15 protein-coding genes and 1 riboswitch are annotated in these 18,053 nt (G+C 36.2%); all 15 genes read right to left on the bottom strand.

Annotation, left to right across the window (positions count from 1 at the left end):
* Positions 1–71 precede the first annotated feature (71 nt).
* Positions 72–962 (bottom strand): cysteine synthase CysM, encoded by an 891-nt coding sequence (gene cysM / locus H6X70_RS05960; protein WP_194766755.1) that lies wholly within the window; start codon positions 960–962, stop codon positions 72–74.
* A complete protein-coding gene (gene epsC, locus H6X70_RS05955) occupies positions 946–1,692 on the bottom strand; it encodes a serine O-acetyltransferase EpsC (protein WP_194766754.1) in 747 nt (248 codons plus the stop codon). The genes cysM and epsC overlap by 17 nt, the downstream gene beginning before the upstream one ends.
* 17 nt (positions 1,693–1,709) lie before the next feature.
* The gene (locus tag H6X70_RS05950; RefSeq protein ID WP_194766753.1) at positions 1,710–2,762 is read right to left on the bottom strand and encodes an NAD(P)/FAD-dependent oxidoreductase; all 1,053 of its coding nucleotides are present in this window, start codon (positions 2,760–2,762) and stop codon (positions 1,710–1,712) included.
* Between the two features lie 17 nt (positions 2,763–2,779).
* Entirely contained in the window at positions 2,780–3,415 is a 636-nt protein-coding gene (locus tag H6X70_RS05945; RefSeq protein WP_194766752.1) for a bifunctional precorrin-2 dehydrogenase/sirohydrochlorin ferrochelatase, read from the bottom strand.
* Positions 3,416–3,417: 2 nt separating this feature from the next.
* Entirely contained in the window at positions 3,418–4,182 is a 765-nt protein-coding gene (cobA, locus tag H6X70_RS05940; protein ID WP_194766751.1) for a uroporphyrinogen-III C-methyltransferase, read from the bottom strand.
* A gap of 25 nt (positions 4,183–4,207) precedes the next feature.
* Positions 4,208–6,298, bottom strand: a complete 2,091-nt coding sequence (locus tag H6X70_RS05935) for a HEPN domain-containing protein (RefSeq protein ID WP_194766750.1) — start codon at positions 6,296–6,298, stop codon at positions 4,208–4,210.
* 199 nt (positions 6,299–6,497) lie between these two features.
* The gene (locus tag H6X70_RS05930; RefSeq protein ID WP_194766749.1) at positions 6,498–7,745 is read right to left on the bottom strand and encodes a sulfate adenylyltransferase subunit 1; all 1,248 of its coding nucleotides are present in this window, start codon (positions 7,743–7,745) and stop codon (positions 6,498–6,500) included.
* A gap of 127 nt (positions 7,746–7,872) precedes the next feature.
* On the bottom strand, positions 7,873–8,778 hold the full coding sequence (gene cysD, locus H6X70_RS05925; protein ID WP_194766748.1) for a sulfate adenylyltransferase subunit CysD: 906 nt from the start codon (positions 8,776–8,778) through the stop codon (positions 7,873–7,875).
* A gap of 138 nt (positions 8,779–8,916) precedes the next feature.
* Positions 8,917–9,537, bottom strand: a complete 621-nt coding sequence (locus tag H6X70_RS05920; protein WP_194766747.1) for a phosphoadenosine phosphosulfate reductase family protein — start codon at positions 9,535–9,537, stop codon at positions 8,917–8,919.
* A gap of 12 nt (positions 9,538–9,549) precedes the next feature.
* A complete protein-coding gene (locus H6X70_RS05915; RefSeq protein WP_194766746.1) occupies positions 9,550–9,807 on the bottom strand; it encodes a DUF2061 domain-containing protein in 258 nt (85 codons plus the stop codon).
* A gap of 162 nt (positions 9,808–9,969) precedes the next feature.
* The gene (locus H6X70_RS05910) at positions 9,970–10,389 is read right to left on the bottom strand and encodes an RrF2 family transcriptional regulator (protein WP_194766745.1); all 420 of its coding nucleotides are present in this window, start codon (positions 10,387–10,389) and stop codon (positions 9,970–9,972) included.
* Between the two features lie 133 nt (positions 10,390–10,522).
* Positions 10,523–11,512: a polysaccharide lyase family 7 protein gene (locus tag H6X70_RS05905; RefSeq protein ID WP_194766744.1), complete on the bottom strand. Its 990-nt coding sequence runs from the start codon at positions 11,510–11,512 to the stop codon at positions 10,523–10,525.
* Between the two features lie 84 nt (positions 11,513–11,596).
* Positions 11,597–12,763, bottom strand: a complete 1,167-nt coding sequence (locus H6X70_RS05900; RefSeq protein WP_410529826.1) for a trans-sulfuration enzyme family protein — start codon at positions 12,761–12,763, stop codon at positions 11,597–11,599.
* 254 nt (positions 12,764–13,017) lie between these two features.
* Positions 13,018–16,416 (bottom strand): bifunctional aspartate kinase/homoserine dehydrogenase I, encoded by a 3,399-nt coding sequence (gene thrA / locus H6X70_RS05895; RefSeq protein WP_194766743.1) that lies wholly within the window; start codon positions 16,414–16,416, stop codon positions 13,018–13,020.
* 55 nt (positions 16,417–16,471) lie between these two features.
* Complete coding sequence (locus H6X70_RS05890) at positions 16,472–17,746, bottom strand: O-acetylhomoserine aminocarboxypropyltransferase/cysteine synthase family protein (protein ID WP_194766742.1); 1,275 nt, start codon at positions 17,744–17,746, stop codon at positions 16,472–16,474.
* Between the two features lie 187 nt (positions 17,747–17,933).
* A riboswitch (SAM riboswitch) is annotated at positions 17,934–18,035 on the bottom strand.
* Between the last annotated feature and the right edge of the window lie 18 nt (positions 18,036–18,053).

Below are 18,053 nucleotides of genomic sequence, written 5' to 3'. Positions count from 1 at the left end.
TATATTTTTGTTTTCCTACTTAATTTCCAGCTCAGACCGCTATGGATAAAAAAACTAAAAATCTTTAAGTGCTATTCAAATAAAGTAGATGATAAATAGCGATCGCCTCTATCGCAGATAATGGCCACAATAATACCTTCTTCGATAGTTTCGGCAATTTTTAAGGCACAAAAAACAGCTCCTCCACTACTCATTCCAGCAAATATTCCTTCTTCTTTTGCTAAATTAATGGTTGTTTGTTTGGCATCTTCTTCCGAGACATCGACAACAATGTCAACTTTTTTAGGTTCAAAAAATTTAGGCACGTATTCTGGTGACCATTTTCTAATCCCTGGAATTTTTGCACCATCGGCAGGCTGAGCGCCAACAATGGTAATGTTTTTATTTTGCTCTTTTAAGAATGTAGACACCCCCGTTATCGTTCCGGTTGTTCCCATAGCAGAGACAAAATGTGTGATTTTATGATTGGTAGCCTCCCAAATTTCAGGACCAGTCGTTTTATAATGCGCTTTCCAATTGTCAAGATTTTCAAACTGATTTAAAAGGACATAGCCTTTTTCATCACGAAGTTTAAAAGCCAAATCACGAGAACCTTCAATACCAATATCGGCAGGCGTTAAAATAACCTCAGCACCATAAGCACGCATGGTTTTAACACGCTCTTCGGTAGAGTTCTCAGGCATGATAAGTACCATATTTAAGCCTAACAGCCTAGCAATAAAAGCTAAAGCAATACCGGTATTTCCACTAGTAGCTTCAACCAGAGTGCCTCCTTTTTTAATGTCACCACGTTTTAAGGCTTCATTAATCATGTTAAAAGCGGCACGGTCTTTTACACTTCCGCCAGGGTTATTGCCTTCTAATTTTAAAAACAAACGCACCCCTTTTTTAGAAATTAGGTGCGTTGCTTCTACTAATGGTGTATTTCCTATTTGGCCAATGATACTATGCTCGTATGCCATTTTTTCGTGGTCTGATTTTTATTTCGGTTTGATAAGTAACCAACGAGTTTTCTGGAACAGATTGGGTAATCCAAACGTTGGCTCCTATTATACTATTAGCGCCAATAACAATATCGCCACCTAAAATGGTTGCATTGGCATAAATAGTTACATTTTCTTCAATAGTTGGGTGTCTTTTGGTTGACGCCAAGTCTTTAGAAACTTGAAGCCCTCCAAGCGTTACCCCTTGATAAATCTTGACATTCTTTTTTATAATAGATGTTTCACCAATTACAATTCCTGTACCGTGATCGATGTAAAAAGACTCATCAATAGTAGCTCCAGGATGAATATCAATTCCTGTAATACCATGAATGTACTCACTCATCATTCTTGGTAAAATAGGCACATTTAAATTATAAAGTGCATGACTTAACCTATAAATTGAAATGGCATGAAACCCTGGGTAGGCCATGTAAATTTCCTCTAAACTGTGAGACGCTGGGTCGTTACACTCAAAAGCTATAGCGTCTAAATCTAAAACTCTTCTAATTTCTGGAAGTTCCGATTTAAAGGCTTTCCATTTTTCTTCGCCGTCTTCAACAGACAATTTAGAAAGAATTTTTAGAAATGTTTTTTTTAAATAAGCTTCGCGATCTTTAGCTTGTTCTTCATCAAACAAGGCATAAAATAAGCGCTTCGTAAATGTTTTTACGGTATCCTTTAAGCAAACATTATAACTTTTTGTCACAGGTTAGATTGTTTTATCTAATTAATAGCTTGAACAACTGCTTTTGGAGCTTCTTTACGAGAACCATCGAAACCATCAATACCACTTACTGTTGTGTATTTTAACACATACTTTTTCCCTGGATTGATAATTCTATAGGCTGCTTGACACATTAATGTTGCCTCGTGGAAACCACAAAGAATCAGTTTTAATTTTTCTGGATATGTATTTACATCTCCAATGGCAAATATACCTGGAATATTTGTTTGGTAGTTTAAGGAATTGTCAACTTTTATCGCATTTTTCTCGATTTCTAATCCCCAGTCTCCTATAGGACCTAATTTTGGAGATAATCCGAATAAAGGAATAAAGTGATCGGTTTCAATCTGTGTTGCTTCACCATCTTTTACAACAGTTACCGCTTCAATTTTACCATCGCCATGTAATCCTGTAACCTCTGCTGGTGTAATTAAGTTGATTTTACCTAGTTTGGTTAATTCCCCTACTTTTTCAACAGAATCTAAAGCGCCTCTAAATTCATTTCTTCTGTGAATTAAAGTTACTTCTGAAGCCACATCGGTTAAAAAGATACTCCAATCTAGGGCAGAATCACCACCTCCAGAAATCACCACTTTTTTACCTCTGTAAAATTCAGGATCTTTAATAATGTACTCTACACCATTATCTTCGTAATCTGCAATACCATCGATGGCTGGTTTTCTAGGCTCGAAAGACCCTAAACCTCCTGCGATAGCGACTACAGGCGCGTGGTGTTTTGTACCTTTATTTGTAGTTACAATAAAAGAACCATCTTCTTGTTTTTCTATAGTTTCAGCACGCTCACCTAAAGTAAACCCAGGTTCGAATTGCTTACCTTGTTCTAACAAGTTTTTAGTTAAATCGCCAGCTAAAATTTCTGGAAAACCAGGAATATCATAAATAGGCTTTTTAGGATAAATCTCCGAACATTGTCCACCAGCTTGTGGTAATGCATCAATTAAATGGCATTTAAGCTTTAACAAACCTGCTTCAAAAACTGTAAATAATCCAGTTGGTCCTGCTCCTATGATAAGTATATCTGTTTTAATCATTGTATGCTACTTTTACTTTATTTCTCAATTAATCCTTTTGTGAATTCGTTAAGCTTTTCAACTTTTTGTTCGAAATCACCTTTTATTGTTTTTCTATATTCGTTTAAATTCTTCACCAAATCGTCTACATTTTCAGGAATAACATCCTCGAAAAACTGACGTAAACGCTTTGCTGTTGTTGGCGATTTTCCGTTTGTAGAAATGGCCACTTTTACGTTGCCTTTGGTAACAATACCACCCATGTAAAAATCGCAATACGGTGGATTATCGGCTACATTTACTAAAATGCTTGCCTTTCTACAATGCTTATGTACTTTAATATTAACTTTAGGCTTATTGGTTGTTGCCACCACAATATGTTTGCCTTTTAAATACTTTTTTTTGTATTTGTCTTCAATTAACGTAACGTTTCCCTTTTTTGCTAAGGCAATGGTTTCCTCTCTAAACATTTTAGAAACCAGAGTCACATTAGCATCGGGACTCGATTTTAAAAGAAACGTTAGCTTCTCTTCTGCAACATACCCTCCTCCTACAATAAGCACACTTAGGCTTTTTGCTTTTAAGAAAATAGGATATAAATTATTTCGTTCCCCTTCTTCCCCCGTAGGGAAACCTGAGTTAGAACTCGTTATTTTATCGTTGTCGGCTAGCATAATTACAGATTTTGATTGACTTCTGCTACGACAGAAGATAATTGAACCCGTTCTTTAACCACATCGCCAATAACAATAATGGCAGGCGAGGTTAATTGCTTTTCTGCTACTATTTTTTGAATGGTTCCAATGGTTCCAATGCCCACATTTTCATCGGGTCTTGTCCCGTTTTGAATGATGGCGATGGCAACATCTTGTTTATTTTCTGCTGAAAATATTTTTACAATATCATCCAACTTACTCATTCCCATTAAAATCACTACCGTTGCCGACGATTTCGCTGCAAGTGCGACATCGCTAGAAATTTGATGCTTTTTAGTGGTGCCTGTAATCACCCAAAAACTTTCGGAAGCCCCACGTTTTGTTAGTGGAATTCCTTGATAGGCTGGCGCAGCAATTGATGATGATATTCCAGGAACCACAAAGGTTTCTAGACCAAATTGTCTCACATAATCAATCTCTTCGGCACCGCGACCAAAAATGAATGGATCACCACCTTTTAAGCGTACTACATGTCCTTTTTCTTTAGCTTTAGCAACAATTAAATCGTTAATTTGCTCTTGCTGAAACGCATAACACCCCTTACGTTTCCCTACAAAAATACACTCTATTCCTTCCGACGCGTACTTAAGTAAAGACTCGTTTATAAGCGCATCGTATAAAATCACGTCTGCCGATTCAATCGCCTTAATAGCTTTAAGGGTAATTAAATCTTCATCGCCTGGACCTGCGCCTACAACTGTTAATTTTGGGGTTTTTAAACTCATTCTTATTTTTTATCCTGCTATATAATTATACAGCAACCGTTTCTGAATTTCTGAACGCTCTTACTTTTTGTAAAAACTCATTTGCATTCTCAATGTATTTCGTTGCAAATTCTTCAGTGGGTGCAAATTTATTGATTTGATATATCAAATCAGAGAAAGAAACACCTAAATTAATTTTTCCGCTAGCTACAAACAATTCATCAAAATCTTTAATGATTCCTGCATGTGTATTTGTTTTCGCATTATCGGCTAATAATAACGCTTTCGCGGAATTAACTAGCGATTGATAAGCGTAATAAATAGCACCTGAATACACCTTATTATCGAATGATTCTTTAGCATTATCAATTTTTTCTTCACTTTCTAAGAATAAAGTCGCAATTAAATCGATAACTACACCGGCACATTCTCCAACTCCAATTTCCTTAACGTATTCTTCTTGTGTTCCCCAATCGATAAAATCTTCTGGAGTTAAATTAGACACATCTTGTAAATCATTTAATAAATCGTAGAAATAACGATCTCCAGTTTCCTTGTAATACTCAACAAACTTCTTACCGTTAGCATTGGCTTCAAAATCGTTTAAGATTCTTCTTAAAGCTTCAGGACCTCTTTTACTTGGTACTTTCACCACTTTATCTGCAAAAGTAGCATTACCATCTCCTAAATTACCACCACCAAGTAACACTTGTAAAGCAGGGGCAACTAATTTATCTGGCGTACGAACCGACATCCCTTGGAAACCAATATTGGCCATATTGTGTTGACCACAAGCATTCATACAACCACTAATCTTGATAACAACATCATCGTTTTTAAGATATTGTGGGTATTCTGCTTTGATAACGCGTTCTAATTCATCGGCAATTCCTGTACTACTCGCAATTCCTAAATTACAAGTATCTGTTCCAGGACAAGCTGTAATATCTACCGCTTTATTATATCCCGCTTCTACGAATCCTAATTTTTCTAATTCGGTGTAGAAAAACGGTACTAAATCTTCCTTAACAAAAGGAATAACGATGTTTTGACGTAATGTTAAACGTACTTCACCAGCAGCGTACTTATCAATTAAATCAGCTAATAAACGTGCTTTATCGGTATAAAAATCACCTAATAACACTTTAATACCAATCGCTACATACCCTTCCTGTTTTTGCGGAATTAAGTTTGTAGATTTCCATAAATCGAATGCCGCTTGGTCTTTTATGTCAACTTGAGGCGCTTCAACCGAAACTGGTTTTGAAGGTACATAAGCATCAGCATCAATAGCTACCGATTTAAACTCAATCGCTTTTTGTTCTTCATCAATCAATGCTCTGAAAGCCTCTAAACCGATATCTTTCACTAAGAATTTCATACGGGCTTTAGCACGACTTTTACGCTCACCAAAACGATCGAAAACTCTTAAAACTCCTTCCATGATTGGAATGATTTTATCGGTTTCAACAAAATCATACAATACATCGGCATGACGTGGTTGTGACCCAAGTCCACCAGCTACCATAACTTTAAATCCGCGAACACCATCTTTCACTTTAGCGATATACCCGATATCGTGTAAGTAAGACAGCCCAGTATCTTCGTCTGTAGACGAGAAAGACACTTTAAATTTACGTCCCATTTCTTGACAGATTGGGTTACGTAAAAAGAATTTAAAAATAGCATCAGCGTAAGGCGATACATCGAAAGGTTCGTTAACATCGATTCCAGCCGTTTCTGAAGCTGTTACGTTTCTTACCACGTTACCACAAGCTTCACGAACCGTAACTTCATCTTTTTCTAATTCTGCCCAAAGCTCAGGAGTTCTATTTAAATCCACATAGTGAATTTGAATATCTTGACGGGTTGTGATGTGTAAACGACCACGAGAATATTCATCAGAAACCTCAGAAATTCTACGTAACTGATTACTTTTAAGTTTTCCGTAAGGAATCTTAATACGAATCATTTGTACGCCTTCTTGACGCTGACCGTAAACACCACGAGCCAAACGAAGACTTCTAAATTTTTCCTCATCAATTTTACCATTGTTGAAAAGCTCGATTTTTCTAGCTAATTCAATGATATCCTTCTCTACAATTGGGTTCTCTATTTCTGATCTAAATGTTTGCATACAATAGCCCCTCCTAACCTCCCCATTTCGACTGCGCTCAATGCAGGCTTAGGGAGGGATTCTTACTCGGGCAGAGTAAGAATATTGTTAATGGTTTTATTTTTCAATACTTATAAAATATTTAAACTTTATAAGTTGTTTGGTCTGTTTGGTTTTACCTACCTAGCTAATTCCCTTTCGGGAGCTAGGAAGCTTTTCTTTACTGGATAAATCCAGCGCCTACCGTATTATTAGTCTGTGGGTCGATTAAAATGAAAGACCCATTAGTACGGTGGTTTTTAAACTGATCGTAAAAAATTGGTTTGTTTAATTTAAAGCTTACCGATGCAATATCGTTTACGCCTAAAGAGGTTGCACCTTCTTCAATCCCTGAATAATCTGGGTGAATTTTATGGTTAATCTTATCTACTTTAGCCAATACTTTATTAACACCGTGTTGCACAATATACTTACCTCCAGCTGTTAAGTTAGTCGCATCCATCCAACATACGTTAGCTGTAAATTGCTTGTCGATAACTGGAAGATCGTCTGCTTTTACAATCATATCGCCACGACTTACATTAATATCGTTCTCTAAAGTAATGGTTACCGAAGAACGTCTTGAAGCTGTTTCGTACTTTTCATCGTAGAAATAAATATCTTTAATCTTCGATTTCGTTTGTGATGGAAGTACCACAATATCATCTCCAACGCTTAAATTCCCTCCGTAAACTTTTCCAGCATAGCCTCTAAAATCGTGAAAATCTTCAGTTTTAGGACGGATTACATACTGCACTGGGAAACGCGGCGTACCAACGTTGTAAATATCTTTTTTATCTAATTGCTCTAAATGCTCCAATAAAGCCTCTCCTTTATACCAAGGCATTTTATCGGTTTTGTTTACAACATTATCTCCTTTTAAAGCACTTACAGGAATGAACGTGATTTTTTGATCTTGATAATCACGCTTGCTCATTAATTCTGAAAAATCTGCTTTAATTTTATTATAAGTTTCTTCCGAATAATCAACTAAATCCATCTTGTTTATCGCTACTACCACGTCTTTAATACGTAATAAGTTATTGATAAAAAAGTGACGGTTTGTTTGCTCGATCACCCCTTTTCTAGCATCGATTAAGATGATAGACGCTTGCGATGTTGAAGCACCAGTTACCATGTTACGTGTATATTCTACGTGACCCGGTGTATCGGCGATGATATAACTTTTCTTTTTAGTTGAAAAATAAATATGAGCTACATCAATGGTAATACCTTGCTCTCTTTCTGCAACTAAACCATCTGTAGCTAATGAAAAATCTAAGTAATCGTATCCACGTTGTTTACTTGTTTTTTCAATAGCTTCTAACTTATCTGTTGTTAATGATTTTGTATCGTAAAGAATACGTCCGATTAAGGTACTTTTCCCATCATCTACACTTCCTGCTGTTGCAATTTTTAATACTTCCATTTTATTTTGGCTGTTGGTTATTGGTTTTTAGCTTTTGGCTAGCTACCATAACCTATTATAAATTCTTTTTAATTTTGCTAAAGGCCAATTGCCAAAAGCTTAGAGCGAAATTTGCAAAGGCAAATTTCTAAAAATACCCCTGTTGTTTACGTTTCTCCATGGCTGCTTCCGATCTTTTATCATCGATACGAGCACCACGTTCTGAAATTGTTGAATCTCTAATTTCCTCAACAACTTTGGTAATGGTTGATGCTTCTGATAAAACAGCGGCTGTACAACTCATATCACCCACAGTTCTAAAACGTACCATTTCTTCAATCACTTCTTCATGGTCATCTCTGTAAACCACTTCATCTTCAGCAGACCAAATCATACCGTCTCTTAAGAATACTTTACGTTTGTGAGCGAAATAGATTGAAGGAATTTCAATGTTTTCCTTTTCGATATACGACCAAACATCTAACTCTGTCCAGTTTGAAATTGGGAATACACGAACATTTTGACCATGCTCGATATCACCATTTAACATATCGAATAATTCAGGACGTTGGTTCTTTTCATCCCATTGTCCGAAATCATCACGAACAGAAAAAATACGTTCTTTAGCACGTGCTTTTTCTTCATCACGACGCGCACCACCTATACAAGCATCAAATTTAAATTCTTCAATAGCATCAAGAAGTGTGGTTGTTTGCAACATGTTTCTACTCGCATAACGACCAGATTCTTCTTTTACTTTACCTTCATCAATAGAATCTTGAACATTTCTTACTATCAATTCTAAGCCTAATTCTTCACATAAACGATCTCTAAATTCGATGGTTTCTGGAAAGTTATGCCCTGTATCGATATGCATTAATGGAAAAGGTACTTTTGCAGGATAAAATGCTTTTACAGCTAATCTTACCAAAGTAATTGAATCTTTTCCTCCAGAAAATAACAACACAGGCTTTTCAAACTGTGCAGCTACCTCTCTCATAATGTATATCGCTTCGTTTTCTAGTGAATTGATATTTGATGTATCTTTCTTCATAATAAAAAGCCCCCTAACCCCCGAAGGGGGAACTCTTACTCGGGCGGGTTAAGAGTTTGTTATTTGTTATTGTTTTTAATATCGTCACTGTAACTGTTAACTGTGACTGCTTACTGTTAACCGCAACTGTAAACTAAATTAAGCGTGTAAACCACACTCTCTATTTTCTAATGCTTTTGTTGGATCGAAATACTTAAATTCGTTTGGCAAGTTGTTTTCTTTTAAATAGCCGTCTAATTTTTCATCAGACCAAAAGTAAAACGGACTCACTTTTAAAACGCCATCTTTGCTTAAACTAAAAATGCCAATGCTATTTCTAAATGCGGTTTGTCCTTGACGCAAGTTTGTAAACCATACTTTTGGCTTGTGCTCTGCCATGGCTCTTGTAAAAGGCTCAAGTTTTACTTGCTCTGTAAACAAAGCGTGTTCTGGAGCATCAACACTTGGAATACCCATAACCACATCGCGATGTGCCGCCGTTTGTTTTGGCACGTATAAAAATACATTTAAAGCCAAATCTTTAATAACTTGCTCGGCATGCTTATAGGTTTGTGGCGTATTATAACCAGTATCGCACCAAACTACAGGAATTTCAGACTGCACTGCATTTACAGCGTGTAAAATAGCAGCTTCGTAAGGTCTGAAATTTGTAGTAACTACCGCTTCATTATTAAGTTCGAAGGCTTTTTTAATGATGTCGCTAGGCGCAGCATCTTTATAAGCTTCGTTTAATTCTTGTATTTGATTTTCTGTAAACATATTAATCTCTATTTATTTTCCCCACTTAATAGAATTCCAAACTCTCTCGTGGAAAAAGTACAACACCATTTTTGTAACTAATTCGATAGAACCTATCGAAAAAGCCAAAGTTAACTCTCCTGTTACTAACCACGAAATTAAAATCGTGTCTAAAGTTCCAATAGTTCTCCAACTAAGCGATTTTACTATGCTTCTAATTGGTTTTTCACTTGCACTGTCTTCTTTGTATGTAGACTTTTCTTTATCTTTTACTAACATTTGCGCAATCATTTGTCGTTGTATTATATTAATCCTATCAATTTAGTAGGGATTACAAAAGTAATACATTTTATAACATAAAAAAGAATAATCTCTAATTTTTTAGGATATTGAATTATTTTGAAGATGAAAGTTGAAAAAAACGATTAAATCTGGATTTATTTTAAGAAATTCTTATAAATCGGTATGCGACAAATCTGCTAAAGTGGTATTTCTGAAGACATTAAGTGTACTATCACGAACCTGAAGCATCAATTTATTCACACTGCATAAGTTTTCATCAACACAATCGTCGCACTTTTCGTAGTAGTTTAAACTCACACAAGGTACCATAGCAATTGGCCCTTCCAAAACACGCATTACCTCGGTCATTTTAATTTCCGAAGGATCTTGTCTTAAATAATAACCACCGTGTTTGCCTTTTTTCGAGCCTAAAATGCCAGATTTTCTAAGTGTTAATAGAATACTTTCTAAAAATTTCTGCGGAATTTGCTCACTTTTAGCGATTTCGCCAACCTGTAAAGGCGTATCACCCTCGCTTCTCGCAATAAACGTAAGGGCCTTTAATCCGTATTTGGTTTTCTTAGATAGCATGGTGCTAAGATAGATATTTTAAACATCTTATAAATAAAAAAACATCATGGAAAATATCCTCATGATGTTTTAATAAATTATAAACAGGTCATTATTTATGAATAAAATACCAAACCTATAATAGAATTTTGAACTAATAAGTAGTATGCGATTTTTCTAAAGCATAAAAAGTAGCTTGTACATAATCATCTGCATTACCAGAATTATTTTGATTGTATACGCCAGCTTTAAAATACATGTATTGGCCGCTAACGTTAAATCCGCTACTTTGCATATTTACCGTTTTAACCACATCGGCTTTCCCTTCTCTAGAAATGGTTACCGTTAAAGCATCGCCTTCAACATGAATGATGTAGCTAAACTTTTCGTTAAGCGCAATCCCATTAGACGGGTTTGATGCACTATTACTTCTAGACCCAATCATTTCGTGCCACTGTTCGCTACCATTGCCATCGGTAGGTTCGTGAGCAAAATAGATAGAACCCAATGTGTTATTTGGTAATTTTCTATAATAAATACGAACAGGCTCATCATCATTAGCATGAATCTGCCCTACAATTACACGCCCTACTTGACCATTATCTCCTGTAGTAGTTACATGATTTACAGCTAAGGTAGCACGCATTTCGCCATCGTAACCAAAGGCAGCTTTTTTATCTGCTTCGGGTGCTGTACCAAAAACCCAATTGTTTTTATTAACCCCTTGGGTTTTTATACTCGTGTTTGTTCCTCTTAACATTTCACGAAATTCAACACGTGTATATGAAGTGTTTAATGATGTTTTAGCGCCATCAATAGGACATTTAAAAACCATCCCGCCATCGGTACTCGGATAAAAATATTTACTGTTTTGATAATTATTGTTTAACTCTGCAACCGTAATGGTAAGTGCAGTGCCATCACCTTTATCTTCTGGGATACTTAAATTCCAAGTAGATAAATCAAAATCAGGAAAAATCGCATCGTCTGGCTCATCATCAACATCTGGAACTTCATCTTCTTCCTCGTCTGGAACTACAGGTTTTTCATCCTGATTATCCTCATGAATATCTTCGTTTGAACTGCAACTAAACAATCCAAAAAACAAAACAAATACTACTAGTATAAAAGATTTTTTCTTCATAATAAAGCGCTTTTATAGTTAGAATAAAAGCGCCGCAAAATTACGGAATAATTGGTTAACCAATTAAAGTCTTTTGTTAAATTACTAAGCTAAGGCTTGTTCTAAATCGGCAATAATATCATCTACATGCTCTAAACCTACCGAAATTCGCACCATTCCATCTGTAATCCCAGCAGCAGCCTTAACTTCTGGCTCTACTTTGGCGTGTGTGGTACTTGCAGGATGTGTTACAATGGTTCTTGTATCCCCTAAATTAGCCGATAACGAACACATTTTTATGGCATCAAAAAAGGCTCTTCCACCTTCAATACCGCCTTCAACTTCAAAAGCGATAATATTTCCGCCCAATTTCATCTGTTTTTTAGCCACCTCGTATTGCGGATGCGATTTCAAGAAAGGATACTTAACCCATTTCACTTTAGGGTGCGCCTCCAAATAAGTCGCTAATTTAAAAGCGCTCTCACAATGTCTATCGGTTCTAACCGCTAAAGTTTCTAAAGATTTTGATAACACCCAAGCGTTAAATGCGCTCATAGCAGGTCCTGTAAGTCTTGAAAACAAATAAATTTCACGAATCAACTCCTTTTTCCCAACCGTAACACCACCAAGTACACGCCCCTGGCCGTCCATTAATTTTGTGGCTGAATGAATTACTAAATCGGCGCCATGTTTTATTGGATTTTGCAAATAAGGCGTCGCAAAACAGTTATCAATCACTAAAAGTAAATTGTGTTTTTTACATATCGCGCTTAGTAAATCTAAATCTAAAACATCAACCCCCGGATTAGTAGGTGTTTCAGCATAAATAAATTTGGTGTTTGGCTGAATTAAGCTCTCAATCTTATCGACTTCATTCACATTAAAATATGAACACTCAATATTCCACTTCGGAAAATATTTAGTAAACAAACCATGTGTCGCTCCAAAAACCGAACTACAAGATATTACATGATCGCCCGCATCTAGAAGTGTGGCAAATGTTGAAAACACCGCAGCCATACCACTTGCAAAGGCAAAACCAGCTTCTGCACCCTCCATTAAACACACTTTATCTACAAACTCATTAACGTTTGGGTTGCTGTAACGGCTGTATAAATCGCGTTGTTTTTCTTCGGCAAACGAGGCTCTCATTTCCTCGGCATCATCAAAAACGAAGCCCGATGTTAAATACAACGGCACCGAATGTTCCGAAAACTGAGACGTTTCTACCTGTGTTCTAATTGCTAATGTTTCAAATTTCTTATTGCTCACTTTTATTCTTTTTAATCATTCTTATTTTGGCATTCCCTATAACCTGAATTTAGTTCAGGATATAGGTCGGGCTTTCTTCTATATCTTTTTTTGCCATTGGCGGCAGCAAAAAAAGGATGCCGCTTCAATCCCTAATGCACTTATCTGCCAAGTTGGTTTTTAAGCCAATCTTACTGTTTTTTTTACTCGTTGAACTTCTAGGTTTCTAACAAGACCTTTATAGATTCCCGCCTTCGCGAGAATGAAAAAATCTTTTAATTTATGTGCTTAGATAACCTTAAAATATCACCAAACACACCTCTTGCAGTTACTTCGGCGCCTGCACCTGCGCCTTGAATAACGATAGGCTGTTCCCCATAACTTTCAGTGAAAATTTCAAAAATAGCATCCGATCCTTTAACGTGGCCCAAAGTACTATCCTCAGGAATAGACACTAATTTTACTTCTAACTTGCCTTTATCTTGCGATAAATCGCCAGACAAATCACCTACATAACGCAATACATGATCTGGTTTCTGATTATTTTTAATTTCCTGATATTGGTCGTCTAAAACATCTAACTGCGCTAAAAATTCATCCACAGTAATGTTTTGATAAGCCTCTGGAATTAAATTCTGAACTGATACATCTTCAAATTCATTTTGTAAATCTAATTCTCTGGCTAAAATCAGTAATTTTCTAGCCACATCATTTCCTGAAAAATCTTCACGCGGATCTGGTTCTGTAAAGCCTTTATCAATTGTTTCCTGAATAATTTCGCTAAACGGTTTGTCTTCAACAGAAAAATTATTGAATAAATAACTTAATGTTCCAGAAAACACACCGCGAATTCTGGTAATGTTCTCGCCCGATTCATGCAGTAATTTAATCGTATCAATTAACGGTAAACCTGCACCAACCGTAGTTTCATATAAATATTGCTTATTGTTTTCTTTTAACTTTACGCGTAATGCTTTATAAAAATCGTGCGATACGGTATTGGCGACTTTATTTGAAGACACCAAATCGAAACCGGCTTCAATAAGTGGCACATAATTTTCGTAAAACTTAGGACTTGCTGTATTATCAACAGCGATTAAATTTTCTAAATGATGTGCTTTTGCAAAAGCAATAATATCTTCAATAGAACTTGAAGTCATGGTTGTTTTTATAGCTTCTTCCCAGTTTGCATCAACCCCATTTTTATTTAAAAGTAACTTTTTAGAATTGGCAATAGCAAACATATTTAAGTTGATGCCTTTGCGTTTTTCAATATCGTCTTTAGATTTTAAAATCTGATTGATTAAGGCTCCGCCTACACCACCATGACCAAAAACAACGATGTTTATCTTTTTTGAAATACCGAAAACCTCTCCATGAATTACATTAACCGCTTTATGTAACTGGTCTTTTTTAACCACCAAACTCACGTTTTTCCCCGTAACCGTATTGTTAAATAACAACGGGGTGATTTGGTTTTTTATAAGCGCATTAAATGGTTTATGGAAAGAACTCAATTCAATACCAACAATTGAAATGACAGACACATCATCAACCACATCAATTTTATTAACGTCTTGCGAATAGAAATCACTTTCAAACTCACGCTCTAAAGCAATAACAGCTTGCGTGGCTTGGTCGGCGTTAATAATTAAGCCAATACCGCGCTCCGACGAGCCTTGAGATACAATGCTTACACTAATACCATAATTACTTAAAGCCTTAAATATTCTTGCATCTACACCAATTTTCCCTAGTAAACCTCGACCTTCAAAATTTAAAAGCGCCACATTATCTAAAACCGATAAGGAAGTTACTTCTTTAGTACTTGGTCGTGCTGTAATTAGCGTACCTTCATCATCGGCGTTGAATGTATTTAAAATACGAAGACTGATGTTTTTTTCAACTAAAGGAATAATGGTTTTAGCATGTAAAACCGAAGTCCCAAAATTTGCTAATTCGTTGGCTTCACTAAAAGACAATTCTCTAATTTTTTGAGCATCGGCTACTAAATCTGGATCTGCCGTATAAATCCCGTTAACATGGGTATAGTTTTGAAGCTCTTCGGCATCAAGAAAATTAGCGATTAAAGCGGCTGTATAATTACTCCCATTTCTACCTAAAGTTGTGGTTTCATTTTTTAAATTCGAGGCAATAAAACCTGTAATGATGTTCACCGCATCTTTATGCTTTTTAAAATAAGCTTGAGTATTTTCCTTTGATAGCTTCGCTAAAGGTTGCGCATTTCCAAAGGCTTCATCGGTTTTAATTAATTCGCGAGAATCTGTTGCGTTCGCATTAATTCCGCGTTCGTTTAAAATTGTGCTAATTAATTTAACCGATAATAATTCGCCTTGGGCCAAAATATTATCTTTTGTTTTTTTGGAGAAATCGCCCAACAGACTAACACCTTCAAAAAGCTTGTCTAAGGTTGAAAACGCTTCAGAAAAATCCACGCTTTTAGAAGGTTCACTTTGGTAAGCCTTAAAAGCATCTAAAGCCGCCGTATAAGACTCGCCTTTTACAGCTTTATTTAAAATAGCCTCCAATTCGTCGGTTGCTTTACCTCTTGCTGATACTACAACACTAATACGATCGCCACTTTTAACTTTATTTTCAATGATGGAAAGCACGGTATTTAACCCTTTTCCGTTAGCTAAAGACTTCCCTCCAAATTTTAATATTTTCATTCTTTTTCTTTTAGAATTTGGCACAAAAATGCCTTCTATAATTTTTTCCAATTGGTCGTATTCCATTAAAAACGCATCGTGACCGTGTACCGAATTTATCTCGTTATAAGTCACATTAGGATGTGTTAAGGCCAATTGTTTTTGTGTTTCTCTATTTTCTTCAGCAGTAAAAAATAAATCGGAATCCACACCAATAATATGAATGTTGGCTTGAATATTATCCAACACGTTGAAATTATCGGTTCTTCCTTTAGTTACATCAATGGTTTTTAGCAACTGATTCATTAATTTATAAGCCGACAACTGAAAACGTTCTTGCAGTTTTTCGCCGTGATGCAGCAACCAACTTTCTACATTAAAAATCTCTAAATCGTCATTTTTCGAACGGTGAAAACGCTCTTTAAACGATTCTGGTGTGCGGTAACACAACATGGCATGCATTCTAGCATCGTGTACAGGATGTTTCGAATTTAACAGAAACTGCTCCTGTATTTGACAGTTGGCAATAAGCCAGTCGGTCGATTTCCAATCGGTAGCCACAACAACCAAATGCTCGGTTAAATCGGGCTTAATAACAGCCATTTCCCAAGAAATTCCGCCACCTAGCGACCCACCAATAACAGCAAACAACTTTCCTGTTTTTAAGCGCTCCAATCCTGTTAAAAATAACTTTGCAATATCTCTAGCTACAAAATCTTTGTAATTATCAATCACAAAACCATCAAAACCATTACCTGGAATATTAAAGGCTAAAACGGTGTATAATTTAGTGTCGATAACTTTATCATCTCCAATTAAATCACTCCACCAGCCACCTTTTCCAGCCACATGGCTGTTTCCTGTTAGGGCATGGTTTACCAAAACTATAGGTGCCTCGCCAATAGGCTTACCAAAAACTTGATAGCTTAAATTTATTTCGGCATTTACCACCTGACTTTCAGTAACGAAGTCTTTAATAATGATATGTTGTAATGGTTGCTCCAATGATTTATTTTTTTTTAGTTGAGATTCGCACTTTCGTGAGAACCACGTATTTTTTTTAAATGCTATTAAAAGCTTCAATTAAATCGACTTTTAAATCTTCGATATCTTCAATACCAACAGACAATCTAATTAAATCTGCCGAAACTCCTGCCGATGCTTGTTCGGTTTCATCCAGCTGTTGGTGTGTTGTACTTGCGGGATGAATAATTAAAGATTTTGTATCTCCAATATTCGCCAATAATGAAAATAACTTCGTGTTATCGGCAATTTTTTTGGCTGCTTCAAAACCACCTTTATGTCCGAAAGTGATAATACCACTCTGTCCTTTCGGCAAATATTTATCGGCTAAAGCCTTATATTTATTACTTTCTAAACCTGGATAATTTACCCAAGCAATATCTTCACGTGCTTCCAGCCATTTTGCTAATTCCAAAGCATTTTCACTGTGTTGCTTAATACGAACTGGCAAAGTTTCTAAACCTTGTAAGATTTGAAACGCGTTAAACGGACTTAAAGCGCCACCAAAATCTCTTAAACCTTCCAAAATTAATTTGAAAGTATAAGCTGCAGCTCCTAAAGCCTCGTGATATACAAGTCCATGATATCCAGCTGAAGGCTCTGTAAACTCAGGGAATTTCCCGTTTGCCCAATCAAAATTTCCACCATCAATAATAGCACCTCCTAACGAGGTTCCTTGACCGCCAATATATTTGGTTAGCGAATGAATTACGATATTCGCGCCGTGTTTAATCGGATTTAACAAGGCTGGTGTTGCCACAGTATTATCAACAATAAAAGGCACTCCTGCTGCTTTTGAATGTACCGCAATTGCTTCAATATCTAAAACATCTAATTTCGGATTCCCTAAAGATTCAACAAAAAATGCTCTTGTATTCTCTTGAACAGCTGCTGCAAAATTATCTGGTTCAGACCCATCTACAAACGTGGTAGTAATGCCTAAACGCGGCAAAGTTACGCTTAATAAATTGTATGTCCCACCATAAAGGCTACTAGATGCCACAATATGGTCGCCCGCCTTTAATAAGGTTAGTAATCCTGTTGAAATTGCCGATGTTCCAGATGCAAAAACCACAGCACCAATACCGCCTTCTACAGCTGCCAAACGGTCTTGTAAAATTTGATTTGTTGGATTGTTTAATCGGGTGTAAATAAACCCAAGTTCTTTTAATGCAAATAAGTTTGCCGCATGATCCGAATCGTTAAAAACATAGGATGATGTTTGATAAATTGGAACCGCTCTGGTTCCGCCGTTGGCTGCATAATCGTGTCCTGCATGTAAGGCGTTTGTTGCTAATTTTTGTGTACTCATTTTTCTAATTTTTTAGTTAATATTGATTCCCGCATATTCGCGAGAATGAAAATTTCAAAGGACACAGAACATATAATTTTCTGATTTTCTTTGTAAACCAAAAGCTAAATGCGCGTTATATCCGCGTACCCAAACCTAATAGAAAAATGTTAAAAAGAATTTAGAAACTACAGACGGTAATTTCATGTCGTTATCTATCCGATAAAGGGTAGAATTTAGCACCTTCTTTACGGGTAAAGGGTTGCTAAGGCTTCATTGGGTCTAATCCCTCTGCCTTTCTTGATAACATTTCAGTAAGTTTTTGAAC

The sequence above is a fragment of the Tamlana sp. I1 genome (assembly GCF_015355625.1).
GTDB lineage: Bacteria > Bacteroidota > Bacteroidia > Flavobacteriales > Flavobacteriaceae > Pseudotamlana.
The sequence above is the reverse complement of the archived record's forward strand: the minus strand, read 5'-3'. Positions and strand labels throughout refer to the sequence as shown.

What these genes read in the sequence shown, in the direction of transcription:
- cysM (WP_194766755.1), bottom strand. Translation starts at nt 962, where the DNA reads ATGGCATACGAGCATAGTATCATTGGCCAAATAGGAAATACACCATTA.
- H6X70_RS05950 (WP_194766753.1), bottom strand. Translation starts at nt 2,762, where the DNA reads ATGATTAAAACAGATATACTTATCATAGGAGCAGGACCAACTGGATTA.
- H6X70_RS05945 (WP_194766752.1), bottom strand. Translation starts at nt 3,415, where the DNA reads ATGCTAGCCGACAACGATAAAATAACGAGTTCTAACTCAGGTTTCCCT.
- cobA (WP_194766751.1), bottom strand. Translation starts at nt 4,182, where the DNA reads ATGAGTTTAAAAACCCCAAAATTAACAGTTGTAGGCGCAGGTCCAGGC.
- H6X70_RS05935 (WP_194766750.1), bottom strand. Translation starts at nt 6,298, where the DNA reads ATGCAAACATTTAGATCAGAAATAGAGAACCCAATTGTAGAGAAGGAT.
- H6X70_RS05930 (WP_194766749.1), bottom strand. Translation starts at nt 7,745, where the DNA reads ATGGAAGTATTAAAAATTGCAACAGCAGGAAGTGTAGATGATGGGAAA.
- cysD (WP_194766748.1), bottom strand. Translation starts at nt 8,778, where the DNA reads ATGAAGAAAGATACATCAAATATCAATTCACTAGAAAACGAAGCGATA.
- H6X70_RS05920 (WP_194766747.1), bottom strand. Translation starts at nt 9,537, where the DNA reads ATGTTTACAGAAAATCAAATACAAGAATTAAACGAAGCTTATAAAGAT.
- H6X70_RS05915 (WP_194766746.1), bottom strand. Translation starts at nt 9,807, where the DNA reads ATGATTGCGCAAATGTTAGTAAAAGATAAAGAAAAGTCTACATACAAA.
- H6X70_RS05910 (WP_194766745.1), bottom strand. Translation starts at nt 10,389, where the DNA reads ATGCTATCTAAGAAAACCAAATACGGATTAAAGGCCCTTACGTTTATT.
- H6X70_RS05905 (WP_194766744.1), bottom strand. Translation starts at nt 11,512, where the DNA reads ATGAAGAAAAAATCTTTTATACTAGTAGTATTTGTTTTGTTTTTTGGA.
- H6X70_RS05890 (WP_194766742.1), bottom strand. Translation starts at nt 17,746, where the DNA reads ATGAGTACACAAAAATTAGCAACAAACGCCTTACATGCAGGACACGAT.